Source organism: Glycomyces sp. NRRL B-16210 (assembly GCF_000719515.1).
Classification (GTDB): domain Bacteria; phylum Actinomycetota; class Actinomycetes; order Mycobacteriales; family Micromonosporaceae; genus Glycomyces.
This window is the reverse complement of the sequence record NZ_JOGR01000002.1, coordinates 91247-116031: the sequence shown is the minus strand read 5'-3', so window position 1 is coordinate 116031 and position 24785 is coordinate 91247. Positions and strand designations below refer to the sequence as shown.

The window sequence follows — 24785 nt, the reverse complement described above, 5'->3', positions numbered from 1 at the left end:
CTAGCCTCCTGCGTAGTCCTGAACAGACCAAGCCAAACGCACCCATCACAATGCCGAAGCCAGCGAATCATCTACTACAGACTATTACGGACTGAATGTCCGTTTGTCGAGCTAATACTTGCTAGTTTGAACACGCCACCGCAGGTAAGCCGCCTCCTCGGACGTCTGTCTGGCCCGCTGGAAGACGATGGCGGGACTTCCGGCCCTTCCTGGCGCTCCAGGACGACAGCCGAATACACCATCGAGGACAGTTCAATTCGGATACCCCGCCCGCTCTATCGGCGCCTCTCTCCCGACCAGCGGACCGTGTTGGTCGACGCGTTCGCCTCCGGAGTCAAACAGCGTGAGCTTGCGGCGCAATATGGCATCAGCGTCCGCAGTGTCAAGCGCTTGGTGCGCGGAGCACGCAACGCTGGAACTACCGCAGCACACACATGAACGGACTGACGGTCTCTGGGTAGCCAGCTCCGGTGGAGCCGTCTGGCAATAGTGAGATCCGGCGAGGACTCAGTACCACCGCCGGACTGTGCAGGTACTTGCCGCCGTTCAGGGGTTGTGTTCGGTCGATGTCGATCGAATCTGTTCGAGTGCTGGATGCTCGGGCAGGTCGACGATGTCGAGCGGGACGGGAACGAGCGGCGCTTGAGGGTCGGGGACGAGGTCGGGTAGGAACGCTCGAAACGGTGTCTCATCGGTCGGTCGGATGTCGACTTTGATGTTCTCCCCTGTCGCGTTGTCGAGGGCTGTGCGGACTTCGTCTACGTTCGTGATCTGGATCGAGGGATGAAAGTGCCAGACGCGCTCGATTCTGAGGTTGTGGCCTTGCACAGTGAAGACCCGGTATTGGTCCACGCGCCAGCCCCCGCCGTTTTCAAGGATGCCGAGGATGGCTTCGCGGCCTTCGGGTTTGAACATCACGGTGTAGCGCATGGTTTCGGGGACTAGGACGCAGTGGCCGTCGAGCAGGAGCCGCAAAGTCCGGATGGTCTGTCGTTCTGCGATTGTCAGCTGGGCGGGGACCACCAAGGGGACGTCGCGGAGTTTGGCGATCACTGCGAGATCTTCGACCAGTGTGGGGTCGTTATCGGCGGGCAGCGGGGGGCGTTCAGAAACAGAGAGCCCCCAGAACAGCCGGCCGCTTCTCCACAACTGGACAGCCCCGGCCCCGTCAATGGCGGTGTCAAGCGCGCGACGCTCGCGGTGGACCGCGATGACGTCCTTACCGTCCGATTCGCAGGTGATACGGGCTGATCCCGCCTTGTCCACTTCCCGCGGCATGAGGAACCGCATGGTCAGGCCGCCAGGAAAGGCTGCCACGAGCGTATTACCGATACTGCCAGAGTTGACGTCGGCGACCCTTCCGCGGATGGCGGCGACGGTTGTGCTGTCAGCGTCGACGACACGCAGCTCGATTGGTTCTTCCCGGTCAGCGGGAATCGGCACTGATGAGATCTCCAACCGCCCGGCCCCGGATCGAGGGGTGAACGCTTCGGGTCCTTCGAACGCGAACCGCTCCGGTCCGTTCTCATTGATGACCAGGGTGCCCTCGATGCTGCCGTACTCCACCCATTCTCGGAACCGTTCCCAGATCGGGCTGTCGTTGGGCACGGTCGCGGTAACGCTGATCGGCTCGATGGCACTGGCCTGCGGGTCCTTGGCGTAGAGGGTTTGCGTCGTACCTGCGGCGGTTGTGGTTGTCTCCACTCCCCAATACGGGCTTCGGGCGTCGAGCTGCCGGTGCAGTTCGACGAGGGTGGAGGCGACGATGTCCGGGTTGGCGAGGGCGAATCGTTCTTTGTCCAGTACTCGGAGTGTCTCGATCAAGGGTTGGCGGGTGAAGTAGTCGAGGACGTCGGTGTGTTTGGCGATCTCGGAGTCGAGCACCGCACGGCCCTCAACCTGGATGACCACGTCGTAGTCATCGCCGAGTCCCTTGACGTAGTCGTATTCGTAGGTCTTCACGTTCGCGGGCGTGATCAGCACCCACCGCTCGGGGTTGTGGGCCATCGCCCGCGTGAACGACTCCTTGATCTGGCTGCGGCGTTTGACGAACCCGCCAGAGAAGCCTTCCGGGAAGTACTTGTACTGGTAGATGGTCTCCACGACCTCGCCGCGTTTGACCAGGAAATCGCGGCCTTGGTCCCCTCCTTGGCCGCTGAAGGGCACACCTTCACGGTCAGGGTCGCTGGAGTAGCGCCGGTGGAGCAACAAGTCGACGATCCGGTCGAACTGTTCTTGACCCACACGGTCCCACTCGATCTCGGCCGTTCGATCCATCGCCACCTCCATGGAAGCCGAAAACCAGCAGCCTGGTCCCGCAGTGTCGGCTACTGAAGGACCATTACGCTACCGCAGGGCTTGGTAGCGGACCATCCTCCATTTTGCTTCAACACCCGACCAGAAGTGCACCCGCAGCGAAACAACATGCAGGTGCCGCCCAACTGGAGCCCCCCCGAACATGTGCGGGCGACGTCCAGCGTGGCGGTGCAAGCCATGAGCCTTGACCCTTTGGTGTTGACACCCTGATGCTCCGGACCGGTAGGGGCCGGGGTGCAAGGAGACAAGTGTGTCTGAGGGGCCTTGGAAATTCCGGACACTGCATCGTTGAGTTTGTCTGGCGTGTCTGGGGCTATGACCGGGCGTGTTCGAACGCTTCCCGGACTTCGATCGGTGGGCGGTAGCCGTTGTCCGAATGCAGGCGTCTTCGGTTGTACCACAATTCGATCCATGCCATGATATCCCGCTTCAGGTCGGCTCTCGTACCGTAAGAGAGCGTTTAGCTCGGAGTTATGGCGAGTCGTCCGTTTGAGTGGGCGGCCGCCGTGACGGCGCTGATTGTCCTGTGAGGTGTTTGCTCATCAGGTCGATCATGGACCAGTGGATCTGTGTCTCGGCTCGTTCGGGCAAGGTCTCGTAGTCGCGGACCAGGCGCCGGTGCTGCGTGAACCATCCGAAGGTCCGCTCGACCGCCCACCGGGCGGTGGGCTGGAATCCTTTGACGCCGTTGGGCTTTTGTGTGACGACCACGTCGATGCCGGCCGCTTCGCCACGCTCGATCACGCTTCGCTGGTAGCCATTGCCGACCAGCAGTGTGGCCACGCTCGGATGCTCGACTGCGACGATATCGACCAGGTCGCGGCCCCCGGCGGTGTCCGAGACGCTCGCGGCGGTGATGACCACGGCCAACAGCAGGCCGAGGAAGTCGGTGACAATGTGGCGCTTGCGGCCCTTGATCTTCTTGCCCGCGTCGATCCCCTGGTCGGCCTCGGGGACGTTCGCGGAGGTCTTGACTGATTGGGCGTCGGCGATCGCCGCGTGCGGGCGGGGCGATCGCTTCGCTTGATGGCGCCGGGCGGTGCGCAGCGCCTCGTGGATCTGCGCGGTGACGCCCTCCTTTTCCCAGGCGGCGTAGTAGGAGTAGACGGTCTGCCGGGGCGCGAAGTCGTGGGGCAGGTACCGCCACTGCGCCCCGGTGCGGTTGATGTACAAGATCGCGTCCACGATCCGGCGCAGATCGTGGACCGGGCCATTGATGCCGATACTCGCCTCGGCGCGCTCCGCGCGCCAAGCCGAGACGATCGGCTCGATCAGCGCCCACCGCTGGTCGGACAGGTCACTGGGGTATGCAGGGCGTTCACTCGTCATACCAAGCAAAACAAGTGAGCCTCATGCGAGACTCGCTCATCAACTTAGATTCACCAGATCGGGACGAAACGCTCTCTAAGAGACGCGCGACACCAGCTCGTTCTTCAGTACCCCGAAGAAGCTCGCAGCCATCGCGTTGTCCCAGCACACTCCGGTCCTACCCACGGATCTGCGCAGGTCATTGCGGCTGCAGTAGTCGGTGAAGGACCCAGACATGTAGTTCTTAGATTCAATCGGTGGTCGCAACACCGTTGGTATGCAGCGAGTTTAGATGATCGTTGAACGCCTCGGCAGGAGTGCGCCAGTCGAGGGTTTTGCGGGGCCGGGCGTTGAGGGTGCGGGCGACGGCTTCCAGCTCATCCCATGTCCATCTACTCAGGTCAGTCCCCTTAGGAAAGTATTGGCGGAGCAAGCCGTTCGTGTTCTCGTTCGAGCCCCGCTGCCAGGGCGAGTGCGGGTCGCAGAAGTACACCTCCAAGCCCGTGTCGATCCGCAGCTTGGCGTGCTGGGCCATCTCGGCGCCCTGCTCCCAGGTCAGCGACCGGCGTAGTCGCTCGGGCAGGGTCCCGAACTGCGCGGCGATCGCGGTGTTGACGGCTTCGGCGCCGTGCCCGGCCAGGGCCGGCCCGTGCTTCTCGCGCGGTTCGACACCGTGGCCGTCCATCGGCGGCAAGTGCAGCAGCATCGTGAACCGCGTGGCACGCTCGACCAGCGTCCCGATCGCCGAGCGGTTCGCGCCGATAATCAGGTCGCCTTCCCAGTGCCCGGGGACAGCCCGGTCGGCGACCTCGACGGGCCTGGCACTGATCTTGACCTCCTCGGAGATGAAGTGCTTGCCCCGACGCCGGGCCCGCTCACGCGGGACCCGCAGCGACCGACCCGTCCGCAGGCAGGCGATTAGCTCCCGCTTGAACGCGCCGCGCCCTTGGATGAACAGGGCCTGGCAGATCGCCTCGTGTGAGATCCGCATCGTCTCATCATCGGGGAAGTCGACTCGGAGCCTGCGGGCGATCTGCTCAGGGCTCCAGGACGTCGCCCACCGCCGATCCTGCCGGGGCCCGTGCCGCCGTCCTTTCCATGGCTTGACCTGCGGGCCGGTCACGACCGTGCCGTCCGCGGCCGTCACCGCCCCGGAGAGCCGGTCCTGGACATATTCGCGGAGCCGCTCGTTGGACACGAGCTTCGCCGTCTTGGGTCGCCTGGCGATCAGTTCGGCCTTCCATTGCGCCACCGACGCCCGGTACTCGAGCCTCCCGCCGCGGGTCGCAGCGTTACGCCGCAGCTCCCGCGAGACCGTCGAAGGATCCCGCCCGATCCGGCGCGCGATCTCCCGGACCCCGAAATCCTGGGCGCGCAGCAACGCGATCTCCTCGCGCTCTTCAAAAGACAGGTAGCGGCCCTGGGGCGTGTGCAGCATGAACGTCGGCATGCCGCCACGTTCCCTGAACCATCGCGGACCGGCCACTGGGGACGCGCCGACCGTGACCGCGGCATCCTCGCTGGACGCGCCCTTGGCGATCTCCCGCCAGAACTGTCGCTCCACGTCTCGGCGAAGCGACGGCACCCCCGGCGACTTCATCAGCGACCGGCCCATCAGTTCCTTCAACCATCCCGCTGGTCTGCCCATCAACCCCTCCTCGATCGAGGTGTTGCAACGACCAGTTGAATCCGCCGTTCGAGCCCCGGTCGGAATGGAAGATCGCCCCTGACCCGAACCGCCAGTCACGGCGGGCCATCGCCATCGCCTCGATGATCAGCCCAGTCCGGAAGTCCTCGCCGAGCGCGTACCCGACCACTTCCTTGGTGCAGCAGTCGAGCACGGTCGCCAGGTAGGACCAGCCTTCGTCGGTCCAGATGTAGGTGACGTCGCCGACGAACTTCACTCCCGGGACCGGCGCGGTGAAGTCACGTCCGATCAGGTCAGGGACCTCGCCAGGCGTGCCGTCGGTGAGGTTGCGACGCTTGGCCTTCGGCTGGCACGGGACCAGGCCGGCCTCCCTCATGAGAAACCGGACCAGCTCCAGGCTCGCCTGGACGCCGTTGCGCTCCAACCGGGCCCGCACGCGACGGTATCCGTAGGTGGCATCGGAGACCTCGAAGATGTCGGTGATCTGCGCGGTCAGTTCCTTGCGGCGACCGGCGGTCGCCGATTCAGGTCGGGTCCGCCACTCGTAATAGCCGGAGGCCGACACCCGGAGCTGTCGGCACATGAAGGCTACGGGAAAGGCGTACTTCGCGGCAGGAGCCGATCGCGTGAGCTCGATGAACGGTGTGGCCTCCTGGGACCGCAGCGTCCAGCACTTTGGAGAGCGTCTGCCTCAATTCACGACTCTGCAGCACCTCAGGGTGGAACTTTGTTATCAACTGCAATGCTTCCAATATGGGGATTGTTGAAGCTCATCCAACTCGACAAGCGAAACATTGGCAACGGCTGAGGCATAACTCGTCTCGATAATCATATAATCCCCATGGCGAATAAATGAGTATCCGAAATCTATGTTTGACGACCTTGCACTACACTGCCCGGCCTCTCGGACTTCTCGTGGAACCCAATTGAGCATCAACGCCCAGTCTAGAGCAGGAACTCCTCGGCCCGACCAAGACAAATCCGCGCCGCCGATGACCCACTCTATTTCGACTTCAAAATTGAACCATATAAAGGCACCCTGTCTAAAATCACTCGAGGCTACCTCAGGCCCTGTTGGGATGTTTCGAGGTATCCAATTGGACTCCCAGGATGAATCATCTCTACATGGTATGAGTTTGATCCACATATAGCATCTCCAGGCTACATGCCAAGTCCGCAACGGCTACGAACATCGATCAGGTTGAACCAGGCTCACTAGACACCAACAAGCTACTGGTTAATAATTCCCTGACGAGCCACGTTGAAGGGATTCCAAATCACGAACCGGGAACGGTATCCCGCCCCACGTTTTCGAATACCTCTCAACGCCTCCGCATTGATTTAGCACTTCCTCAGCCATAATTGCCACTCCTTGAACAAATTCTCTGGCGTCAACCCGCCCACTCCATCTCAGTTTCCCTCCACTCCAACGACTGGTTTCTGATTCCATGTCAGCGAATTGTACTATTTGAACATATACATCAATCCCGGCACCTCCGAAGAATATGCAGTTCCCTCCAGGTTCAGCAGGCAGATAGGCGAAGGCCGATCTAGATCCATTTTGAAGATCGACAGCTGACTCCACAAGAGAACCAAGACCATCACCTATGTAAGTTGTATGAATCTTGACAATTTCAGGCGCAACCTGGAAATAAAAGTCAGCAGAACCCCCATTACCCAATACCCATCGGAGCGAGAGTTTCGTCATTTTTCAACCTTTTGGATAGGCAGTACGGAGTGTTCCGTCTGAGTTTAGTATCACTTCCACAATAGTCTCTCCGTTAGAACCGATAGGGTACTCGAAATCTAGCGTGTGGATTGTCCCATCCCGAGGAAGACCTGTTCTAGGGTCAGGTGTATTCGGACGCCCGGGAGTACTCGCCGCATCTTGGATCAGTTCCATTATATCATCCATATCAGACCAATCTGCGAATGTTGTGTTCCCTGCCGTAACACCTGGACTGCCGATGACATGCTCATTCAGAACATGCTGCAACCCGTTCCCCTCGAAAAGCTTGCCACATACCTGGTTATGGACAAGTATGGGTAGATGCGCTGCTAGCACAAAGTGCGTATGACTGTAGGCAACAGAAAGGCTGTGGGTGCCTATATATACGAATTGGTGGCCTACGGCCGTCACTTCAGCCCATGTACCTTCACTGGTGTGGAGCCAGGCCCCGGTCTCGAGGTCTTGAGCTGCCGTCCATTCGGCCGAGATACCAGCCCAAGATTCGCTTTCGAGACCGGTCGCCCAGAAGGCGTGGTCGGTGGTGGCGGTGATCTCGGCGTCGGCGGTCCCGCCGCCGTCGGTGTCGATTCCGATGGTGACGAGGTTGCGGAGTTGTTCTGGGGTGGTCATGGTGTCGGCGACTACTGCTGCAACGACTTCGCCGGTCACGATGTCTACCGAGAGAACTTCCTCCCCGGCCTCGACTTCCTCGATTGGTTTGCTCGTACCGTCGGCCATCAGCACGAGGGTGCCTGCGATGAAGCTGTTGCAGGCCTTCTGCGCCTTGCGCATGGCCGTCCACAGGTCGCCGCCCCACTTGATGACCTTGCCGCCGAATAGATCCGCGGCGGCCCAGCCGCATCCGCTGAGCTGTCCATTGGTGCAGTCTTGGATGTCTCCAATGATGGTCAGGTCAAGGATCGTCTGAGTGAACTCCGCCACGGTCTGCGGTTCGACACCGGAATCGATGTCGAACCCGGCGAAGGCGCCGGCCTTGCCGCAGAAGGCCAGGTCGCCACCGGAGCCGTGCATGCCGTACCAAAGGCAGTAGAACACGAAGGTGTCGGCATCCTTCGCGGCATCGACCGGCAACGGCGGCAGACAGGTCCCGAAGACCTTCATGCCCGCGCTACTGTAGTTCCATCCGTGGTCGTCCATGCAGCTGTCGAGGCCCTGGTTCGAGGGGGTCCACTCGTTCCAAGGAGTCCATCCGTCACCGTCGTTGTCGCCGCCAGGGCCGCTGTAGCCGCTGTTCGTGCCGCCGCTGCTGGAAGATCCGCCGATTTCGTCGGGCCAGTGCCAGCCGGTGCAGGTGACGGGGCTGCCTCCGCACCAGTCGGGGATCATGCCCGGTTGGGGCGCGACGGGGCTCAAGCCGGAGGGGTCGCTGAAGCTGACGGGGTTGTTGAGGGCGTACGCGTACCCGTTGAGCTGCTGCGGGTTGTCGTAGTCAGCGATGGGGTCGACAGAGATGAACCGCCCATACATCGGGTCGTACTCGCGGGCGCCGATCGTGGTCAGGCCGATGCCTTTGTTTTCGATGCCGCCGATGAAGCCGCGCTCGTCGGGCCACGTGTCGGCCCCGTAGGTACCGTCGCGCTCGACCCAGGCGGTACCGGATCGGTCGTTGCCGAACGGGTCGTAGCGGCGGACCTTCGTCGTGAGGGTGTTGCCGTTGACGATCCACTGCCCGGTGCCGTGGTGGTCACCGGAGAGGAACTGGATGTCGCCCTTGCCGACACGGACTGCGATCACCGAGCCGCCGTGCGTGTAGTACCGCGTGGCCTGCACGATGCTCGTCGCCGCGTCGTAGCGCAGTTCGTACCCCGCGACCCAAGCGGTCATGCCGCCGTCGGGATCGATGCGGGCGATGCGGCTGCCCTGAGCGTTGTCGACGAAGCGAGTGGTGTCCTCGCCGTTGGCGACGGTGTCAAGGCGGCCGGTGGGGGTCCAGTCGAGCAGCGATAGGTCCCCGTCGCGGTCGATCGAGGTGGTGAACCCGGACGCGTCGTAGGTGAAGATCGTCCGCTCGCCGCCATTGGCCTCGGAGGTGACTTCGGTCAACGCGTGCGGGCGTGCGCTGCCTTCGGCAGGGAAGGCGTACTCATAGTCGGTCTGACCGATACCGTTCCAGCGGCGCTCGCCGGTGCGGTTGCCGGTGAGGTCGTAATCGTATGAGGACCAGTACGCGGCCGGTCCGCCGACCGCGCTGGTGCTCGGGGTCGACGCGCAGTCGCCGGTGCCGGCCTGGGACCAGGCCTCGGTGAGCCGCCGGTGGTGGTCGTATTGGAAGCATTGGGTCTCAGGAGCCAACGCCTCGGAGGTGTGCACAGGCTCGTCAGTGATCGACAGGATGTTGCCTGCGTCGTCATATTCGTAGGAGAGCGCGGCGATGCCGTAGTTGGTGCCGTCGTAATCCCCGGCAGTGTCCTTGTCGAAGTAGAACTCGGCGAGACGCCCGGTGCCCTCTTCATAGATCCAGGTCTGCCATGCCTGCCCGGAGGTGCCACCGACGTCGGCGGGGTCGCCGAGGCGCCGCTGAAGCAACTGTCCGTACGGGGAGTAGACGGCGGCATCGACGTAGACCTTCACCGAGCCGAAGTCGGGACTTTCACCGATGACGCGGGAGGGTTGGCCCATGTCGTTGTAGTGGTAACGCATAGTCTCCGGGCGGAGGCTGCCGATCCCGTTCGCTCGCGAGGTGCGCACGCTCCCATCAGGGTGGTAGGAGAACACCTGCCAGTACTCGCCCTCCAGCGCGCCCGCGCCGTCGGGGAGATGGTTGACCAGCTCGATCGGGCGTCCGGCCGCGTCGTACTCGTAGACCTCGTCGGTCCAGGCCTGGCCGTCGATCCAGTTGGTGGCGGTGTGCGGCAGGCCGATGCCCTTGACCGCGGTGTCGTAGGTCCACTCCGACAGGATCGTCCCCGTGCCCACGGCATCTTCCCACACCGCGGTTCGGCGGCCGAGCACGTCGTATTCGTAGGCGAGCGTCTCCTCGGTCGCGCTGGTCGTGGCGACGACCTGTCCGGCGACGTTGTAAGTCACTGTGGAATGCCCGGTGTCAGGGTCGTCGGCGGCGACCTTGCGGCCGCGCAGGTCGTAGGCGAACGACCATGCGTTCCCCACCGGGTCGGTGACCGTCTCAAGTCGACCGGCAGCGGTGTAGTCGTACGTCGTGGCATCGAACGCGCCGGTAGGGGTGTTGCCGTGGAACTGGCGCAGCTCGACCGTGCGGCCCAAGGCATCCGAGAGCCCTGCGGCAGCCGAAGCGCCCTCGGGCGGGGTAACGGTAGTCTGCCAATAGGTGTCGTGGCCGCCATAAGCGGTGGTAGTGCGCCACTGCTCCTCGTCTTTGACAACATAGACCTGGTCGGTGACGCGACCGGCCGCGTCGTAGACGTACTCGGAGCGCGCGATGTCGTTGGAGCGGCTGATGCGCACCAGCTGTTCGGTCGGACCGGAGTCGTTGTTGAAGTTCGCGCCGGAGGTGTAGGCGACCTGGCCGCGCGAGTCGTAGACGGTCTGGGTGACCAGGCGTCCGCCATAGGTGTCCGCCTGGGACTGGCGGGGCCGCAACAGAGCGTCGAACAGCGCGATCTGTGTCAGGTATGACTGGTCCCAGATCATCGTCTCGGTGGTGACCGCGCTCGGTGCGGTGTCGGAGACGGTATAGCTGAATTTGAGGTTCGGGACCTTGCCGGCGCTCTGGCTCTGGCCCGGCAGCCAGACCGCGGTGCGGCGCCCAAGCGAGTCGTAGGCGACAGTCGTAGTCGCTCCGTTCACGCCCGTCGCCGACACCATCGCGCCCCACGCCGGTTCGTATGTGGCCGAATCGGTATGGCCGAGCGCGTTGGTAGTGGACACTCCGGTGACCGGACCCGCCCCGGACGGGGTGTAAACGACCGTGCTCACCGCGCCGAGCGCGTCGGTCGAACTGACCGCGCGGCCGAGATCATCGAATGTGGATTCGGCCAAGGTCGCATAGACCGGCCCGCCGTCCCAGGCGGTGAGGGTTTCGGATTTCGTCATCAACGCCCGCGTCGGAGCCGCGCCGAAAGCCAAGCCGTCGTAGTAGGACCGGACGTCGGTGACCACATCATCAGGCCTGCTAGCGGTGACATTGCAGGCGACCGACACGGTCTCGATCCGTGAAGGAGCCGTGAGAATCCACTTCGCGGTGTTGTCTGCGTAGTAGGTGCGCACGCACTGCTCATCGCCGCTCACGGCGAGGTTGCCCAGACTGCTGACCGCCGTCGAACGCCCGTAGTCATCGAAGGTGCTGGTGGCACGTGTGGTCCGCCACGCGGTCGCCGAGAGTTTGGTCTGCGAGTCGACCCGGTTCGGTGCGCTCATCCACGCTTTGAGTTCGCCACCGTCGTGGACGCGGGTCGCGGTGTTCTTCGTCCAATAGCGGGTGGTGGTCGAGGCGATCACCGTGGAACCGTCGTAGGCGATCTGCTCCCAGACCTGGCCGGCTAGGGCCTCATGGTCGGTGACGGAGTCGCCGCGAGTGCTGGTGAGCGTCACCGACCGTTCATTTCCATTAGGGAGCGGTTGACCGTCCAGGCCGCGGTAGTAGCGCACGGCCGACCGCAACTGCGGCTGTGGGTCGGCCGGATCGCCGATGAGGGTGGTGACCTGCGCGTAGCCGCGCCACTGGTTGTAGGTGCGCTTGTCGTCCTCGACGAACTCGGCGTCGTTCCACGCCCACAGCACACTCGCGCCTCCACCGGACGTGGTGTACTCATAGAACGTCCACACGCTGTCCGAGCCGCCAGTGGAGTCGGTCTCGACCACTGAGGTGACGACGTACTTGTGGAAATACGCTTCGACCGGGGCGTTGAGCCCTTCGGGGACATACCAGGTCGGATAGCAGCGTTTCGCGTTCGACTGGGCGTTGGTAGGCAGGTCGCCTGGGCCGCAGTCGGGTTCGGAGTAGTTGATCGACACCGTCCCGCCGGTCTCGTTCTTGACCGAGGTCAGGCGGGGGCGCCAGATGGCGGGGTTCGCGGTGCCGTCCTCGACCCGGTTGGCCATGAACGTCCCGCCGAACTCGACCGCGGGCATCGTCTCGGTCCCGCCGACGTGTCCGGTGTGTTGGATGCTGGAGAGCCACAGCACCACTTGGGACTCATCGCCGTAGTCCTTGAACTCATGAGTCAGCGTCCACGAGTCGACCGTGGTGAATTGGTCGGTGGTGGGGTTGCGGACTTCGGCGCTGACCGTCACAAGCCGTTTGGTGGAGAAGAACACCGGTGCGTACTGCTCGCACCCCGTCCCCGACTCGCAGTCGAGATCCCAAGGCGTGTCGGGCCAATTGGCTTCCTTGGGGTCACCGCTGGTGGTGTAGCAGTCCGAGAGGCATCGGTCGGCGACGACCAGTTGGACCCGGCCGGTGGGCTTGACGGCGTCGTCGTCGGCGCGCAGCCCGTACTCGATCCGTTTGAGCCAACCCGATCGCGTGTAGGAGACCGCGCTGGAATCACTGTCGAGCGCGGGCGAGTAGCGACCGGTCTCGGTACCGTAGAAGTACCGCGAGGCATTGCCGTGCACGTCGACGATCGCGTCGAGCATCCACCGGTACGCCTGCGTGCAGCGCGAGCCCTCGAAATCACCGGACTTGTAGCAGGGCTCGCCGGAGTGGTTGCCGAACACCGGCACCGTCCAGCGCGAAGCCGACGTGTCGGGTTCGGAGGCGAAGAAGTACTGCGTGCCGTCGGTCCCGGTGACCTTCCACCGCTCGCTCGTGGCGGCAGAGGCCGAAGCGGGCGAGCCGAGCTTCTCGATCTTCCAGTTCGTGTCCGCACCAGCCCGCCACTGGCCGGTGGCGTCGTCGAGCACGAGGCTGGTGTTGCTCCCGGCCAACGACATCGTGACCGATGGCGAGGTGTCGTCCCAGCACAGGTCTCCGGTCGGGTCCTCGCCGTTGTTGCCGTCCTGCTCGTCCTCGGACCCGCACGCGGTGTAGGTCCGCTCGATGAACCCCGGGGAGAACCCCCACCCGTCACCGATCCAGGAGGCCTGGTTGTTCGTCCCCGAGGTCAGACCGTCATGCGCGGCAGAGGAATACGACAGCCCCACACTCGGCACCGGCCCGGCCGCCGGGGGCACCCGCATCCCGTAGGTGTAGGCGTACGCGCCCGAAGACCCGCCCTGCGACCATGAACCGGCCGAGGAGAGATCGGTCGCGGTCCAGTCGCCGCCGTTCGCCGCGGTCTCGGTCGAACCCGACCAGTTCGCCGCAGGGTCGCTGAAGGCCGACTCCGCGGCGCCGACAGCGCTCACCGGAGTCGAGGCGAACGACTGCGGCCCGCGCTGGAACTCGGTCGCGAAGGCCGGACCGGCGACCAGCAGTGACACGGTGATCGTCGCGGCCACCGTCAAGACCAGGCCCTTGCGGACCGTGGACGCCAAACGCGGCATGTTCATTGCGGTGCTCCAAGAGGTCGAGCGCTGTCGCGTCGGTGCATTCGGCTTAGGCATGGCTACGACTCCTCCTCGACCAGGTGCGCGGCGGCGATAGCCGAGTCCGACAGCTTGCCCTGCCACAGCTGCACCCGGTCGACCGCACCGACCAGGCCATCGAGGACCGCGCCGTCACTGTCGAGTTCGGCACCGATCACCACCGGACCTGTGGAGGCGGGCAGGACTGTGCCCGTGGCGGTCCCGGCCAGCTGCCCATTGACGTAGAGCCGCAGCTCGTTCGCGCGCAGGTCGAAGACGCCGACCAGATGCGCCCATTCACCGACCGTCGGCGCGGGCCCTCCTGCGGCGACGCGCCAACCGTGGACACTGTCCGGTGGGGCGGCGAACTCCCATGAACCGCTCGACTGCGAGTACCGCAGGTCGATAACCCCGCGGTCATCACCGGTGATGCTCACCGCGACCTGATCGGCGGCGAGACTGTCGAGATTGACCCAGGCGCCAACCGTGAACGACTCGTCCGTGGGCACCACCGGACCGTCCGTGCGGGCGTAGCCCCCGCCGTCAAGCGCGATCGCGAACGCGCCATAGCGCGTCCCGTCCTCACCCCGAACCCAGTAGTAGTCATCCACCAAGGTCAGATGATGGCCACCACTGATCCAGTCCTCCCCGCTCTCATCCAGCTCCCACCAAGCCACACCGGTAGCGGGTGGGTCGCCCATGAGTCCTGGGATCTGGTCGGCTGTGACCGCGCCGCGCCACAGCCGCACATCATGGAGCGCGCCGGAGAAGTGCTCCCACCGGTCGGTGCTGGACTCACGGCCCGCGCAACCGATAAGCGTCGCGCCACTCGCCTGCCATTGCGCGCCGACCGTCAACGACCCTTCAAGGACACCGTCGACATACAAACGCATCTGCCCACCATCGGCGGCGTCATAGACCGCAGTGAGGTGATACCACTGCCCCGCCTCGGCGACCGGCGCCGACTGCCGCTGCCGAACCGCCACACCCGCGTCCTCGCCGGCGTCCATGTCCACCAACCGGAACTGGAACCTGCCATCCTCCAAATGCCGCAGACGCAGCCCCATATTGTCCTCGCCCGCAATCGCCACGATCGTCTCCAACCGCGCAGGATCCTCGACCTTCACCCAAGACGCGACCGTGTACGACCGGTCGGTCGCGATCACCGGTCCGGGGTATGCCAGACACGTCTGGCCGTCGAGTTCGACCGCCCCCGAAGGGCGGTGGTAGGCGTCTTCACCGACCGGCAGACCCTCGGGCAAGTCGAGGTCGCGGCCGTGGCCGGAGGCGTCGGTGCCGCCGTCGCGGAACTCCCAGCGTGCTTGCTCCGCCGCACCGGGCAGGTCGGTCATGGCCTGTTGGATCTGGGTGGCGTTGAGCAGACCCTGCCAGGCACCGACCTGGTCGATCTGGCCGGGGAACCGGTACCAGTGCTCGTCGTCGCCCAGCCGCGCCCCGCACCCGATGTAGAAGCCGCCGTCGGCGTGCCAGGGCGCGAACAGGATCGCCTGCTCACCGTCGAGCACCCCGTTCACATACAAACGCATCATCTGCGCATCAGGGTCGATCGTGACCGCCAGATGCGTCCACTGATCGAACACCGCTGGGGCCGTCGACCGCAGGGACGACCAGGTCACGGTGGCCTGGTCGGTGTCGGCGAGCATGAGGTGCCACTTACCCGAAGAATCCTCGTAGCGCAGGTAGAAGCCCAGTCGCTCTTGGCCTGCTTGTCCGGCGATCATCATGAAATCGCCGCTCGCGCCCGGGTCGATCTTGGTCCACACCGCGACCGAATAGGCCGCGTCGGTCCGCAGGACCGAGGACTCGGTACCGACGCACGAGTCCCCATCCAGGGTCAACGCGGCTCCGTGGCGGCCGTCGCGGTCGGTGCCGAAGTCAACGCCATCGCCGATGATCTCGGTGAGGTCGTGGCCGTGGCCGGTGTCATCGGCCAGGTCGCCTTCGAAGCGCCACATGCCCATCGGCGTGGCGGGGATGTCGCGGCCGACGAAGAACGTGTAGGTCCGCGACTCCGAGAGGTTCCCAGCGTTGTCACGGGAGCGGACGTAGAGCACGTGCCGACCCGCTTGTAGGTCCGCGGCGGTGATGGCCGTGGCCCCATCAGGGACCTTGATGTTGTTGTAGGTGTTGGTGTTCCAGGAGTACTCGTAATGCTTCAGCCCTGAGCGGACACCATTGACCAGCGGGTCACTGGAGGACAGCCCGAAGGAGACCGTGGCACCTTCAGTGACCGGCCCCGAGAACGACGGCGTGACCGAGGGCGTCGAGGGTTTGGTCGCGTCGATCTTGAAGTAGCAGGCCGGGGCGTAGCCGGAGTTGATGGCCTCGTTGTCCTTGTTGTCGGCGCGGGCCTGCCAGTAGTAGTGGCCGTCCGGGTGTGACTTGGTGGCGGTGTGTGAGGGCGTGGAGGCGGCGATCGCGCTCGGAGTGCGCCAGTAGTAGAAGTTCGCGCTCGCGCCCGCTTCGCGGGTGCGGAAGCGCACGTAGACGCTCTCGCTCTGACGGGTCTTGACCCGGGCCGAGAGCACCGGGTAGCGCGAGGTCGTCCACGGCGCGCTCGCGAGGGTGCTAGTGCAGGCGATGCCGCCCACCTTCAACTGATCGGGCCGGGGCGGCTCGATGTAGTAGTAGATCTCCAACACTGCGTTGGCCGCGTCGTAGCGGTTCCATTGGGCCAGGTCCGGGGAGGGTGCTTCGTTCGAGGCGCGCATGCCGATCGTGATCGAGTACCAATCCCCGGCGACGGCCGAGTTCACCATGGGCAGCACATTGAACGAGACGTAGCCGGTGCCGCCCGAGCAGTTCGCACCGTTCTTCGCCGCTGTCGACGTGGCTTTCTGCCCCAACCAGTTCGGCTGGTTGTTCCAGGTGTTGGACGAGGTCGGGTTGCTGGTCCGCTCGACCTGCACGGTGCCGTTGGAGCACACTGCGGAGTGTTTCTGGAGGATCTTGAACGTCGCCTTGTAGGGACTGCGGGTGTCGTTGCGGGTGACGAACTCGGTGTTCATCCGGAAGAACGACCGCATCTTGTACTTCGTGGAGTTGCAGTTCGCCGTTGACGAGTTCGAAGAATCGCAGTACTGGCCTACGCCCGCGCCGCCGTAGGTGTCCTTGCTGCTCAGGTGCGAGGTCTTCCAGTACGAGGTCGAAGCGTACCGGTTGGAGACAGTCGCCCACTCACCATCGCGTTTCGCGCCCGACCACAAGGGGTCAATCACGACCGGGAACACTGTGGCCGGATCTTGCAACATGCCCACATCCGGGTGCAGCGTGAGCGTGTCGCCCTCGATCGCCACACCGACAGCGCCGACCGTCGGGCCGGTCTCACCCTCGGGTGCATCAAGCGTGTCCTGGAGCTGGGTGAGCGTCATCGTCGCACTGCCAGCAGCAGTTGATTGCTCGGTTGCCGCCGAGGCATCCCACATGAACGGAGTCGCCGTCGCCACCGTTTCCGCGCCCGTAGCCGCATCGACCACGCTCACGCTACCGGCGTCGGTCACCACAGACTCGGCGTCGTCGAGCACCAGACCGAACTCGATGCTCTCCAAGGCGGGGTTCGCCGCCGCCGCAGCCGTGTGCACGACCAAGTCATGGCGGTACCCTGTCGCCAGCGCCTGCACCACCAAGTCCACATCGGGCAGGACCTCGGCATAGGTCGCGGTATCCCCTTCCAACACTGGAACCGGCAGGTCCTCGCTCCAGGTCAGGCCGACCGGCTCGCCCTCGTCGCTCTGCAACAGTGCCAACAGGTCCGTGCCGCCGCCGGAGAACGCCAAGTCCACCGCGACGTTCACCGGGCGCACCGAACCTTCGGCAGCGAAGATCAGGGTGGTGTCGATCGGTGCCCACTCGCCACTGTCGTCAACGGCCCGAACCGGCTCGACCCCCAGCGAGGCCCGCATACTGCCATCTGGCAAAGCGAACACCTCACCGAACTCGGTCCGCTCATCGAGCACCTCGACCTCGACACCGCAAGCGAGCGCCGCATCGCGCGCTTCCTCGGCTTCGTCAGACTCATGCAGGTCCGTGTCCGCGAGGGGACATGCCACCGGCGACTCGTCTTCGACCGGCTCAGTCTCCTCGGCGAAGACCGGCGGTGCCGCGATCAGGGAAGCGGCAAGCGATCCGACCAGAACCGACAGGCCGACACGTCGCCAAGACAAGGACCGGCGGGCTGGCCCGGTCGAAAGGGGGGTTGCTGAGGACACGAGGGGGGACTCCTCATTCATTTATGGGCAAACACAGTTGGTGACCGTTCCACCGAGGTAGCACGAGCGCACGGAACGTTATCGGGTTGATTGTGGACCTGTCAACCATCCTTTACTGATAATGAGATCAGCATCACATCTCATGTTGCGCGTTTTCCAGTACTTCTTTATCGGTGCAAAGTTCGTTATTCAGACAGGTCCAGGGCAATGCCCGCACACAATCGATCTTCCCGTTGTGCCTGGTTGTGAACGGGTACAGCCAGTCACGACTAGTCACATGGGAGCAGTGTTGTGGTCGCCGCTGGTCCAGAGGCGTTGGCCTCGGCGGGCTTTCTGGGCTCCGACTTCGTCGCCTGCGGCGGTGCGGGTTTCGATGAGGGTGGTCCAGGCTTCGGGGCGGGTTCGGTCGATGGCGGTGGCGCGTTCGGGGACGGTGGTGGCGGCTTCGAGGTCGTCGGCGTCGCGGTGGAGGGCGGCGAGGTGGAGGCAGGTGGTGTAGGCGGCTTGCCGTAGTTCGGTGCGGGTGGTGTCGAGCCAGTCGTCTTCGAGGCCGGTGGCGAAGTCGCCGCCGTAGGCGGCGAGGGCGTGGGTGAGGTGGTCGATGCGTTCGGGGTCGGTGGCGGCTGTGGCGGCGGGGTGTCGGTGGTGGTGGAAATCGGTGAGGTCGGTGGTGATGTCAGGGTGGAGGCGGTAGCGGTCGGTCTGGTCGTCGTGGAGGACGGCGCGGAGGTTGAGGCCGGTGGCGTCGTTGAAGTCGCGGCGGGTGTCGGAGGTGACGGTGCCGAGGTGGCCGCGCGCTTTGGTGATGTCGTGACCGTCGCCGACGACGGTTTCGAGCAGGTCGTCAAGGCGGCACCCGTCGGGTGCTGCGGCGAGGGCGGCCAGGAGCAGCAGGCTGCTGCGTCTGCGCCACCGGATCGGTGTGCCCTGCCAGAGGAGTGCGGGTGTGCCCAGGAGGATCAGTCGTGGCTGTTCGGATTCGGCGGGCGCGGTCAGTGCTGGGGCGGGTGGTGTTGTCGCTTCGGTGGTGTCGGTGTGCGGTGCGGCGTCGGGCTCCGGACGCGGTGCCGCTGTTGCGGTCGGCGTGGTGAGGTCGAGGGTTTCGTTCAGCGTGTGGGGGTCGGCGATGTAGCAACAATCGATGGCCACGAAGGTCGTGTCGTCTGGGTGGCGTTCGGTGATCGTGCCGTCGGCGGCGATGGTGAGTTCGGCGCTCTCCCAAGCGCCGAGGATCACGGCGTTGACGAGATCGTGTTTGAGCGCTTCGGTGAGACGGTGAACATCTTCGTGTGGGTCGTCGGTGATCAGGAGCAGCGGGGGCACGTTGTAGTCGGAGGCGATGGTGAGCCATGCGCAGTCGTGGTGGGGTCGAGGTGGATCGTTTCGGCCGCGCTGGTGGTGATGGCGACGGGCAGGTGCGAGGCGGCGTTGATGAGGGTGGCGCGGAGGGCGGCGGGTGCGCCGGGGCCGTGGAGGCCGAGACCGTCTGCGGCCCAGTCGAGCAGGGAGACCTCGGTGGACATCTGGTGGTTCGTGTTCGCGGCCAGGGGCATGACAGTGTCGAGGGGTGGGGCGTGCTCCTCGTGGTCGAAGAGGGCTTCGAGGTCGGCCAGGCGTCCGGTGAGTGTGCGGTCGTTGTCGGGGTCGTGTTCCCGATCGTGGAGGCGGCGGCGCAGGAGCACCATGATGCTGAATCCGGTGGTGGCGGCGAGAAACGTTCCGGCGGTCAGCCAAATGCCCGCCTGGAACCAATCCGCGCCAGCGCCAGTGGCGGTGGCAGGCAAAGGCGCGGCGAGGCCGTCATCGAGTCCTGACAGGTCGGTATCGTTCGCTGAAGGTGTCTCGCTGGGTGTCTCAGTCGGGGCGGCCGTGGGTTCGTTTGGTTCGACGGTGGTGGGTTCAGGCTCGGCATCGTCTTCTTGCGGGGCCTCGGGGGCGGCCTCGTCGTCGTTGATGTCGGTGTCGGTGTCGGTGTCGGTGTCGGTGGGGATTGTCAGTTCCCAGCCGAGGTAGATCAGGTGCTCGTCTTGGAGGGCGCGACCATCGCCCTGGATCACGCCTTCGTTGGCGTCGAAGATTTCGGGGTACCGCAGTGGGTCGGCGAGGTAGTCCTCATCGGCCGGGATGTCCCAGAGGGTGTCGCCGCGTTCGACCACATGCACGACTTGCTCGGTCCCGTCCTGCTGCGGGCGAACGGGCGGCTCGGTGGAGGCGGTGTCATTGCCAGCCGGGTCGGTCATTGCGACGGCCGCGAGGGGCTCGGCTTCGGCGGGAAGGGCCGCTGCGGCGGGTCCGGCGGAGACGACCGCTGCGATCAGGGCTGCCGCGACCCACCGCAGCGGCCCGCGGGCCCTTACACCAAAGGTCCCGACCTGGTTGGCGTGGCGGACTTGGAACCACAGTTCGGCGGCGAAGGCGCGGAGCACCGCCGCCCACAGCACCCACCCGAGCACAACCACAGCGTTGAGCAGCAGGCGGTCGGAAAGCGGGCGGGTGGCGACCGCCCAGAGTTGTTCGAGCCCGGGGAGATGATCGGGAAGCGGCCATCCTGCCTGGACGAGCAGTGTCGGGGGTCCGGCGAGGAGGACGGCGATCGCCAGGAGCGCCGAGGTTGCGTTGAGGAGCTTCATAGCGGGGCCTTTGCGAGGGAGCCAGACGAGGGCTCGGCGGTTTGCGTGACGGTGATGGTCCAGGCGTCCTGGCCGATCACGTCCAGGAGCAGTGGGTCCCAGACGGTGGTGATCGTGACGGTCACGGCTTCGGTGGTGGCGTTGGCGAGCCCGGCGTCGAAGACCAGTGCCGCTACGGCGAACAAGGCGAGGACGAGGATGACGATGTAGACGGTGACCCCGCCCTCGTCAGCCCAGGTCTCCTTGACCTCATTGCGGGCGTTCATAGCTCGGACCGCCATGTGTCGATGCGGGCGGTGCCTGTGGCCGTCAGGGTATGGGTCGTTCCGTCGAACCCGGGCGCTGGCAGGGTGGGGATGTGGCAGGTGAGCGTGACGGTCACCGTGTCGCCCGGCGCGAAGTTCCCCACCGTGACCGCGACGGTGAGGTCGGCGCAATCGCTCGCGCTCGCGGCGGCAGTGGTTTCGGCAGCGGTGACTGCCTCGGCCGCCGTGCGTTGGAGGCTCGCGTCGCGGGCGGCGTGATAGGCGGCTAGTCCCAAGTCAATGTCAGCGGCGATGAGCCTGGTGATGACGACGATGAACAGCATGATCGCGACCGGAATGGGCAGGACCAGGACCGTTTCCACGGCGCTGGAACCCTCGTCCTTGCAAGTCCGAGAAGATCCAGGAGATCCGACTCGAACGCGACCGCATCAACCAGCAGCTCGCCGAGGCCGACGCCACGGACTATGCCGCTGTTCAGCGGCGCATCACCACCATGACCGACCTGCTGCCCGATCCCCGCAAGTTCTGCAGCGGCCTCTCCGACGACTACCGCCAAGCTTTCAACGACCTCTGCTTCGACAAGCTCTACATCGAGGCCGACACCCCCGAGACCCCGGAGATCGTCCGAACCGACGACAGCGTCGCACGCGTGCGACTCAAGCGCTGCTGCGAACAGCTCCACACGAAACGTCCTACAAACACAGAAAAAGGCCGCGACATCAGTCACGGCCCCTCTCGTGGTGCCCAATGTTCAAACAAGGCACCTACCGTCGGGACGACAGGATTTGAACCTGCGACCCCTCGCTCCCAAAGCGAGTGCGCTACCAAGCTGCGCCACGTCCCGAACTGCCGCCTCGGCGGCCGTTGCCAGGGTACAGCACCTTCGCTTCAGAGTGCCGTCAGGTGTTCGTGTTGCACGGCTGTATGCGGGGATTGATTCGCGGTCTGACCTGCGGGGATATTTCGGTCAGGGTCGAGTGGTTTTCATGTTCTGGGGGTCAGGCGGCCTCGCTGTGAGCGGCGTCGTACTGGGCGATCAGGGCGTCGGAGATCTTGCCCCGCGCCTTCACCGGCAGGTCGTTCTGTTCGGCCCAGCGGCGGATGTCGGAGTTGCGTTCCTTGTCGCCGCGGTCCGGGGTCCGGGGTGCGGGCGAGGCGCTGCGCTGTTGGTAGCGGCCGAGCTTGGTCCCGAACTCGCGGTAGGCCGTCAGGCGGTCCCGCAGCTCTTCGGCGTGGTCGGCCGAGAGGTCGATGCTGTACAGCTGACCGTCGATGCCGAACTCGACGGTCTCGGCCGCCTCGCCGCCGTCGATGTCGTCGGTCAACAGGACCAAAGTCTTCTTCGCCACTGGGTACCTTCCTGCCAGGAGTCGGTTGGGCCGGAGCGCTTCTCGACGCTTTGCGTCGAGGTGCTCGCCTGCCACCGGACATCCTCATTCGATTGTGACCTTCGCGCGTATCGTATCCGAGCTTCCCGGCGGTGCCGTCCAGGAACGGTGCCGCGCTTCGGTGTGACCTGACGCTCAGCGCTTGCATCCGGTACTCGGGTCCGGGTTTACCGTTGGATTCATGACGATCGAAGCGAACTGGGCGCCCCCGGCGTGCACCCTGCCGACGGCCGAGCAGCCGTTGCGCATCGCGGCGTTCGCGGCGCTGTTCGCGAAGTCGCTGCGGGCGCTTGAGCGGACCGCGCCGACCCGGCTGCGGTTGACGCTCGCGGCGCCGGCGCGTGCGGAGGCCGTGCGACTGACCGAGGCCGAGTCCTCCTGCTGCTCGTTCTTCGAGTTCGCGATCGGCGAACCTGAAGGTGGTCTGGTGCGCCTCGAGGTGGTGGTACCCGCGGCGCACGTCGAGGTGCTCGACGCCCTCGCGGAGCAGGCCGCCGGGAGGCTCGCATGAGCCCCGGTCTGCGTCCCGGCGAGGTCGCCGAGGCCGCCGGGGTCAACCGGGAGACGCTGCGCTACTACGAGCGCCGCGGTCTCCTCGCCGAACCGCGCCGCACCCTCGGCGGACACCGGCTCTACCCGCCGGAGACGGTCACGACGCTGCGCGTGATCAAGGCCGCGCAGCGGCTCGGTTTCACTCTGGAGGAGATCGAGGACCTCTTGGCGGTCGGGACGCACCGGCACGGCCCCGGGGCCGGGTTGCAGGCCCGCGCGGCGGCGAAGCTGGCCGAGGTCGAGCAGAAGATCACCGACCTGAACGTCATCGCCGCGACCTTGCGCGAGGCCCTTTCGGCCGGGTGCGACGACCTCGTCGAGTGCGCCTCCAGTTCCCAATGCCCCATTCCGTTCTCCGGCCTCGCCTCCCCCAGAGGCCCTGATTCCTGACGTCAGTCAGGAGACCGGCCTTGCGGGACTTGCCTGTGTCCTGTGCTGCCTCATCCCGGTGCTGATCGCGCGACCGCACCTGCTCGACCGCTTGCGGGCTTCCGGATAGGGTCTTGCCGTGACGGTCTTCAAGTCCCTGGTCCTGTTCGCCCTCGCCGCGCTCGCCGAGATCGGCGGCGCATGGCTGGTCTGGCAGGGCGTGCGCGAGCACCGCGGCGTGCTGTGGATCGCCGCGGGGATCATGGCCCTGGGCGCCTACGGGTTCGTCGCGACCTTGCAGCCCGACGCGAACTTCGGGCGGATCCTCGCCGCGTACGGCGGCGTCTTCGTCGCCGGCTCGCTCGCGTGGGGCATGGTCGCCGACGGCTTCCGCCCCGACCGCTGGGACGTCATCGGCGCGGCCATCTGCCTCGTCGGCGTCGCCGTCATCATGTACGCCCCCAGAGGGTGAGCGGATCCGGCTGTGCTTCGCTGGGCCGAGGAACACGAGGAAGGGGACGGCATGAACGATCAGGTGCGGCTCGACGGGATCGGGTTCGACCGGATGGACGGGACCACGGCGACCCTCGCCGACTTCGCTGGCCAGGTGGTCCTGGTCGTGAACACCGCGTCCAAGTGCGGACTGACGCCGCAATATGAAGGGCTGCAACGCGCTCACGAGGAGTACCGGGCGCGCGGCTTCACCGTGCTGGCGTTCCCCGCGAACGACTTCCTCGGCCAGGAGCCGGGAACCGACGAGGAGATCGCCGATTTCTGCTCGGTCCAGTACTCGGTGACATTCCCGGTCATGTCGAAGATCGCCGTCACCGGCGAGCACCGCCACCCGCTCTACGCCGAGCTGACGAACCGGGCGCCGAGGGCCGAAGGCAAGGCCGGCGACCGACAGGACGGCGTCACCGACGACCCGGAGGTGCAGTGGAACTTCGAGAAGTTCGTCATCGGACGCACCGGAGCGGTCGCCGCGCGGTTCGCGCCCCCGGTCGCGCCTGACGATCCCGCGCTCCGCCGGGCGATCGAGACCGAGCTCGACCGCGGCTGAAGCCGCACCGGCCTCCCGGAGCGGACCGCCCGGCCCCGCCCGGGAGGTACCGTACGTTCCGGAAGGGGTGGACACGATGGCGACGCGGGCGGAATCGGGGAACGGGACGGGGCTCAGCCGCGAACGGGTGCTGCGCGCCGCCGTCGCCGTCGCCGACGAACGCGGGCTCCCCGCGCTGACGATGCGGAGCCTCGCCGAATCGCTCGGGGTCGAGGCGATGTCGCTGTACCACCACGTGGCCAACAAGGAAGCGGTCCTCGACGGCCTCGTCGAGGTCGTCATGGCCGAGATCGAGCAGGCCCTGGCCGGACTCGAAGCCCCTGAGCCCGAGGACGACTGGAAGACCGCGATGCGCCGGCGCGTCCTCGCCTCCCGCGAAGTGCTGCTCAAGCACCCTTGGGCCCCAAGAGTGTTCGAGACGCGCACGGGCACGAGCCTCGCGGTCGCGAAGTACTTCGACGGCGTGCTCGGACTGATGCGGCGCGGCGGGTTCGACTACGAGCTGGGGCACCGCGCGCTTCACGCGCTCGGGAGCCGGGCGCTGGGCTTCTCGCAGGAGCTGTTCGAACCCGACAGCGTCGAGCCCCCCGAGGAGGCGGTGGCGGCGATGGCCGAGCAGGTGCCGCACCTCGTCGCGATGATCGCGGACGCCTCGCACGGCGGCGCGCTGCTCGGCTGGTGCGACTACCAGGCCGAATTCGAGTTCGGGCTGGACCTGATCCTCGACGGGCTCGAACGGCTCCGCGACCGCCCCTGAATCCCGATACGCAACGGCGCGAACGGTGGCACACCTGTGCCCTTGACAGCCTTACGTTGTAAGTCCTACCGTGGACTTACAACGTA

Annotated in this window: 17 protein-coding genes and 1 tRNA gene; 6 read left to right on the top strand and 12 right to left on the bottom strand. The window is 65.4% G+C overall.

All coding sequences use genetic code 11. The features are described 5' to 3' along the window. The first annotated feature begins 126 nt into the window (after window positions 1-126). Window positions 127-438, top strand: coding sequence for a sigma factor-like helix-turn-helix DNA-binding protein (locus tag IF12_RS27120; protein ID WP_166659578.1), 312 nt, complete (start codon window positions 127-129; stop codon window positions 436-438). A gap of 108 nt (window positions 439-546) precedes the next feature. On the opposite strand, the gene IF12_RS0103315 is transcribed toward IF12_RS27120, so the two are convergent. From IF12_RS0103315 to IF12_RS0103260, 12 genes are all read right to left on the bottom strand, one after another. Beyond that, a complete protein-coding gene (locus tag IF12_RS0103315; RefSeq protein WP_030154516.1) occupies window positions 547-2277 on the bottom strand; it encodes a hypothetical protein in 1731 nt (576 codons plus the stop codon). Window positions 2278-2787: 510 nt separating this feature from the next. Beyond that, window positions 2788-3645 (bottom strand): IS5 family transposase, encoded by an 858-nt coding sequence (locus IF12_RS0103310; protein ID WP_030154514.1) that lies wholly within the window; start codon window positions 3643-3645, stop codon window positions 2788-2790. A 229-nt stretch (window positions 3646-3874) separates the two neighbouring features. Beyond that, window positions 3875-5074 (bottom strand): IS30 family transposase, encoded by a 1200-nt coding sequence (locus tag IF12_RS0103305; RefSeq protein WP_133884243.1) that lies wholly within the window; start codon window positions 5072-5074, stop codon window positions 3875-3877. Further along, on the bottom strand, window positions 5025-5909 hold the full coding sequence (locus IF12_RS26455; protein WP_255343531.1) for an IS3 family transposase: 885 nt from the start codon (window positions 5907-5909) through the stop codon (window positions 5025-5027). The genes IF12_RS0103305 and IF12_RS26455 overlap by 50 nt, the downstream gene beginning before the upstream one ends. Window positions 5910-6983: 1074 nt before the next feature. Next, the gene (locus tag IF12_RS0103295) at window positions 6984-13433 is read right to left on the bottom strand and encodes an RHS repeat-associated core domain-containing protein (RefSeq protein ID WP_051703909.1); all 6450 of its coding nucleotides are present in this window, start codon (window positions 13431-13433) and stop codon (window positions 6984-6986) included. 56 nt (window positions 13434-13489) lie between these two features. Continuing rightward, window positions 13490-17632, bottom strand: coding sequence for a LamG-like jellyroll fold domain-containing protein (locus IF12_RS0103290; protein WP_166659577.1), 4143 nt, complete (start codon window positions 17630-17632; stop codon window positions 13490-13492). Window positions 17633-17950: 318 nt separating this feature from the next. Then, entirely contained in the window at window positions 17951-19000 is a 1050-nt protein-coding gene (locus tag IF12_RS0103285) for a bacterial transcriptional activator domain-containing protein (RefSeq protein WP_030154499.1), read from the bottom strand. Further along, the gene (locus tag IF12_RS25995; protein WP_030154497.1) at window positions 18982-20307 is read right to left on the bottom strand and encodes a LysM peptidoglycan-binding domain-containing protein; all 1326 of its coding nucleotides are present in this window, start codon (window positions 20305-20307) and stop codon (window positions 18982-18984) included. Before IF12_RS25995 ends, IF12_RS0103285 begins: the two co-directional genes overlap by 19 nt. Next, complete coding sequence (locus IF12_RS0103275; protein WP_030154495.1) at window positions 20304-20573, bottom strand: hypothetical protein; 270 nt, start codon at window positions 20571-20573, stop codon at window positions 20304-20306. Before IF12_RS0103275 ends, IF12_RS25995 begins: the two co-directional genes overlap by 4 nt. Next, window positions 20570-20935 (bottom strand): hypothetical protein, encoded by a 366-nt coding sequence (locus IF12_RS23700; RefSeq protein WP_051703908.1) that lies wholly within the window; start codon window positions 20933-20935, stop codon window positions 20570-20572. Before IF12_RS23700 ends, IF12_RS0103275 begins: the two co-directional genes overlap by 4 nt. 408 nt (window positions 20936-21343) lie before the next feature. Beyond that, a tRNA-Pro gene (locus tag IF12_RS0103265) sits at window positions 21344-21417 on the bottom strand. A 154-nt stretch (window positions 21418-21571) separates the two neighbouring features. Then, window positions 21572-21922 (bottom strand): Lsr2 family protein, encoded by a 351-nt coding sequence (locus tag IF12_RS0103260; protein ID WP_030154490.1) that lies wholly within the window; start codon window positions 21920-21922, stop codon window positions 21572-21574. Between the two features lie 220 nt (window positions 21923-22142). On the opposite strand from IF12_RS0103260, the gene IF12_RS0103255 reads away from it, so the two are divergent. From IF12_RS0103255 to IF12_RS0103235, 5 genes are all read left to right on the top strand, one after another. Beyond that, entirely contained in the window at window positions 22143-22472 is a 330-nt protein-coding gene (locus tag IF12_RS0103255; protein ID WP_030154489.1) for a hypothetical protein, read from the top strand. Then, window positions 22469-22903, top strand: a complete 435-nt coding sequence (locus tag IF12_RS0103250; protein ID WP_030154487.1) for a MerR family transcriptional regulator — start codon at window positions 22469-22471, stop codon at window positions 22901-22903. Before IF12_RS0103255 ends, IF12_RS0103250 begins: the two co-directional genes overlap by 4 nt. 118 nt (window positions 22904-23021) lie before the next feature. Continuing rightward, complete coding sequence (locus tag IF12_RS0103245; RefSeq protein ID WP_030154485.1) at window positions 23022-23354, top strand: YnfA family protein; 333 nt, start codon at window positions 23022-23024, stop codon at window positions 23352-23354. Between the two features lie 51 nt (window positions 23355-23405). Further along, window positions 23406-23942 carry a glutathione peroxidase gene (locus IF12_RS0103240; RefSeq protein ID WP_051703948.1) on the top strand — a complete coding sequence of 179 codons (537 nt, stop codon included), beginning with the start codon at window positions 23406-23408 and terminating at the stop codon, window positions 23940-23942. A 76-nt stretch (window positions 23943-24018) separates the two neighbouring features. After that, window positions 24019-24699: a TetR/AcrR family transcriptional regulator C-terminal domain-containing protein gene (locus IF12_RS0103235; protein ID WP_035748305.1), complete on the top strand. Its 681-nt coding sequence runs from the start codon at window positions 24019-24021 to the stop codon at window positions 24697-24699. Window positions 24700-24785: the final 86 nt, after the last annotated feature.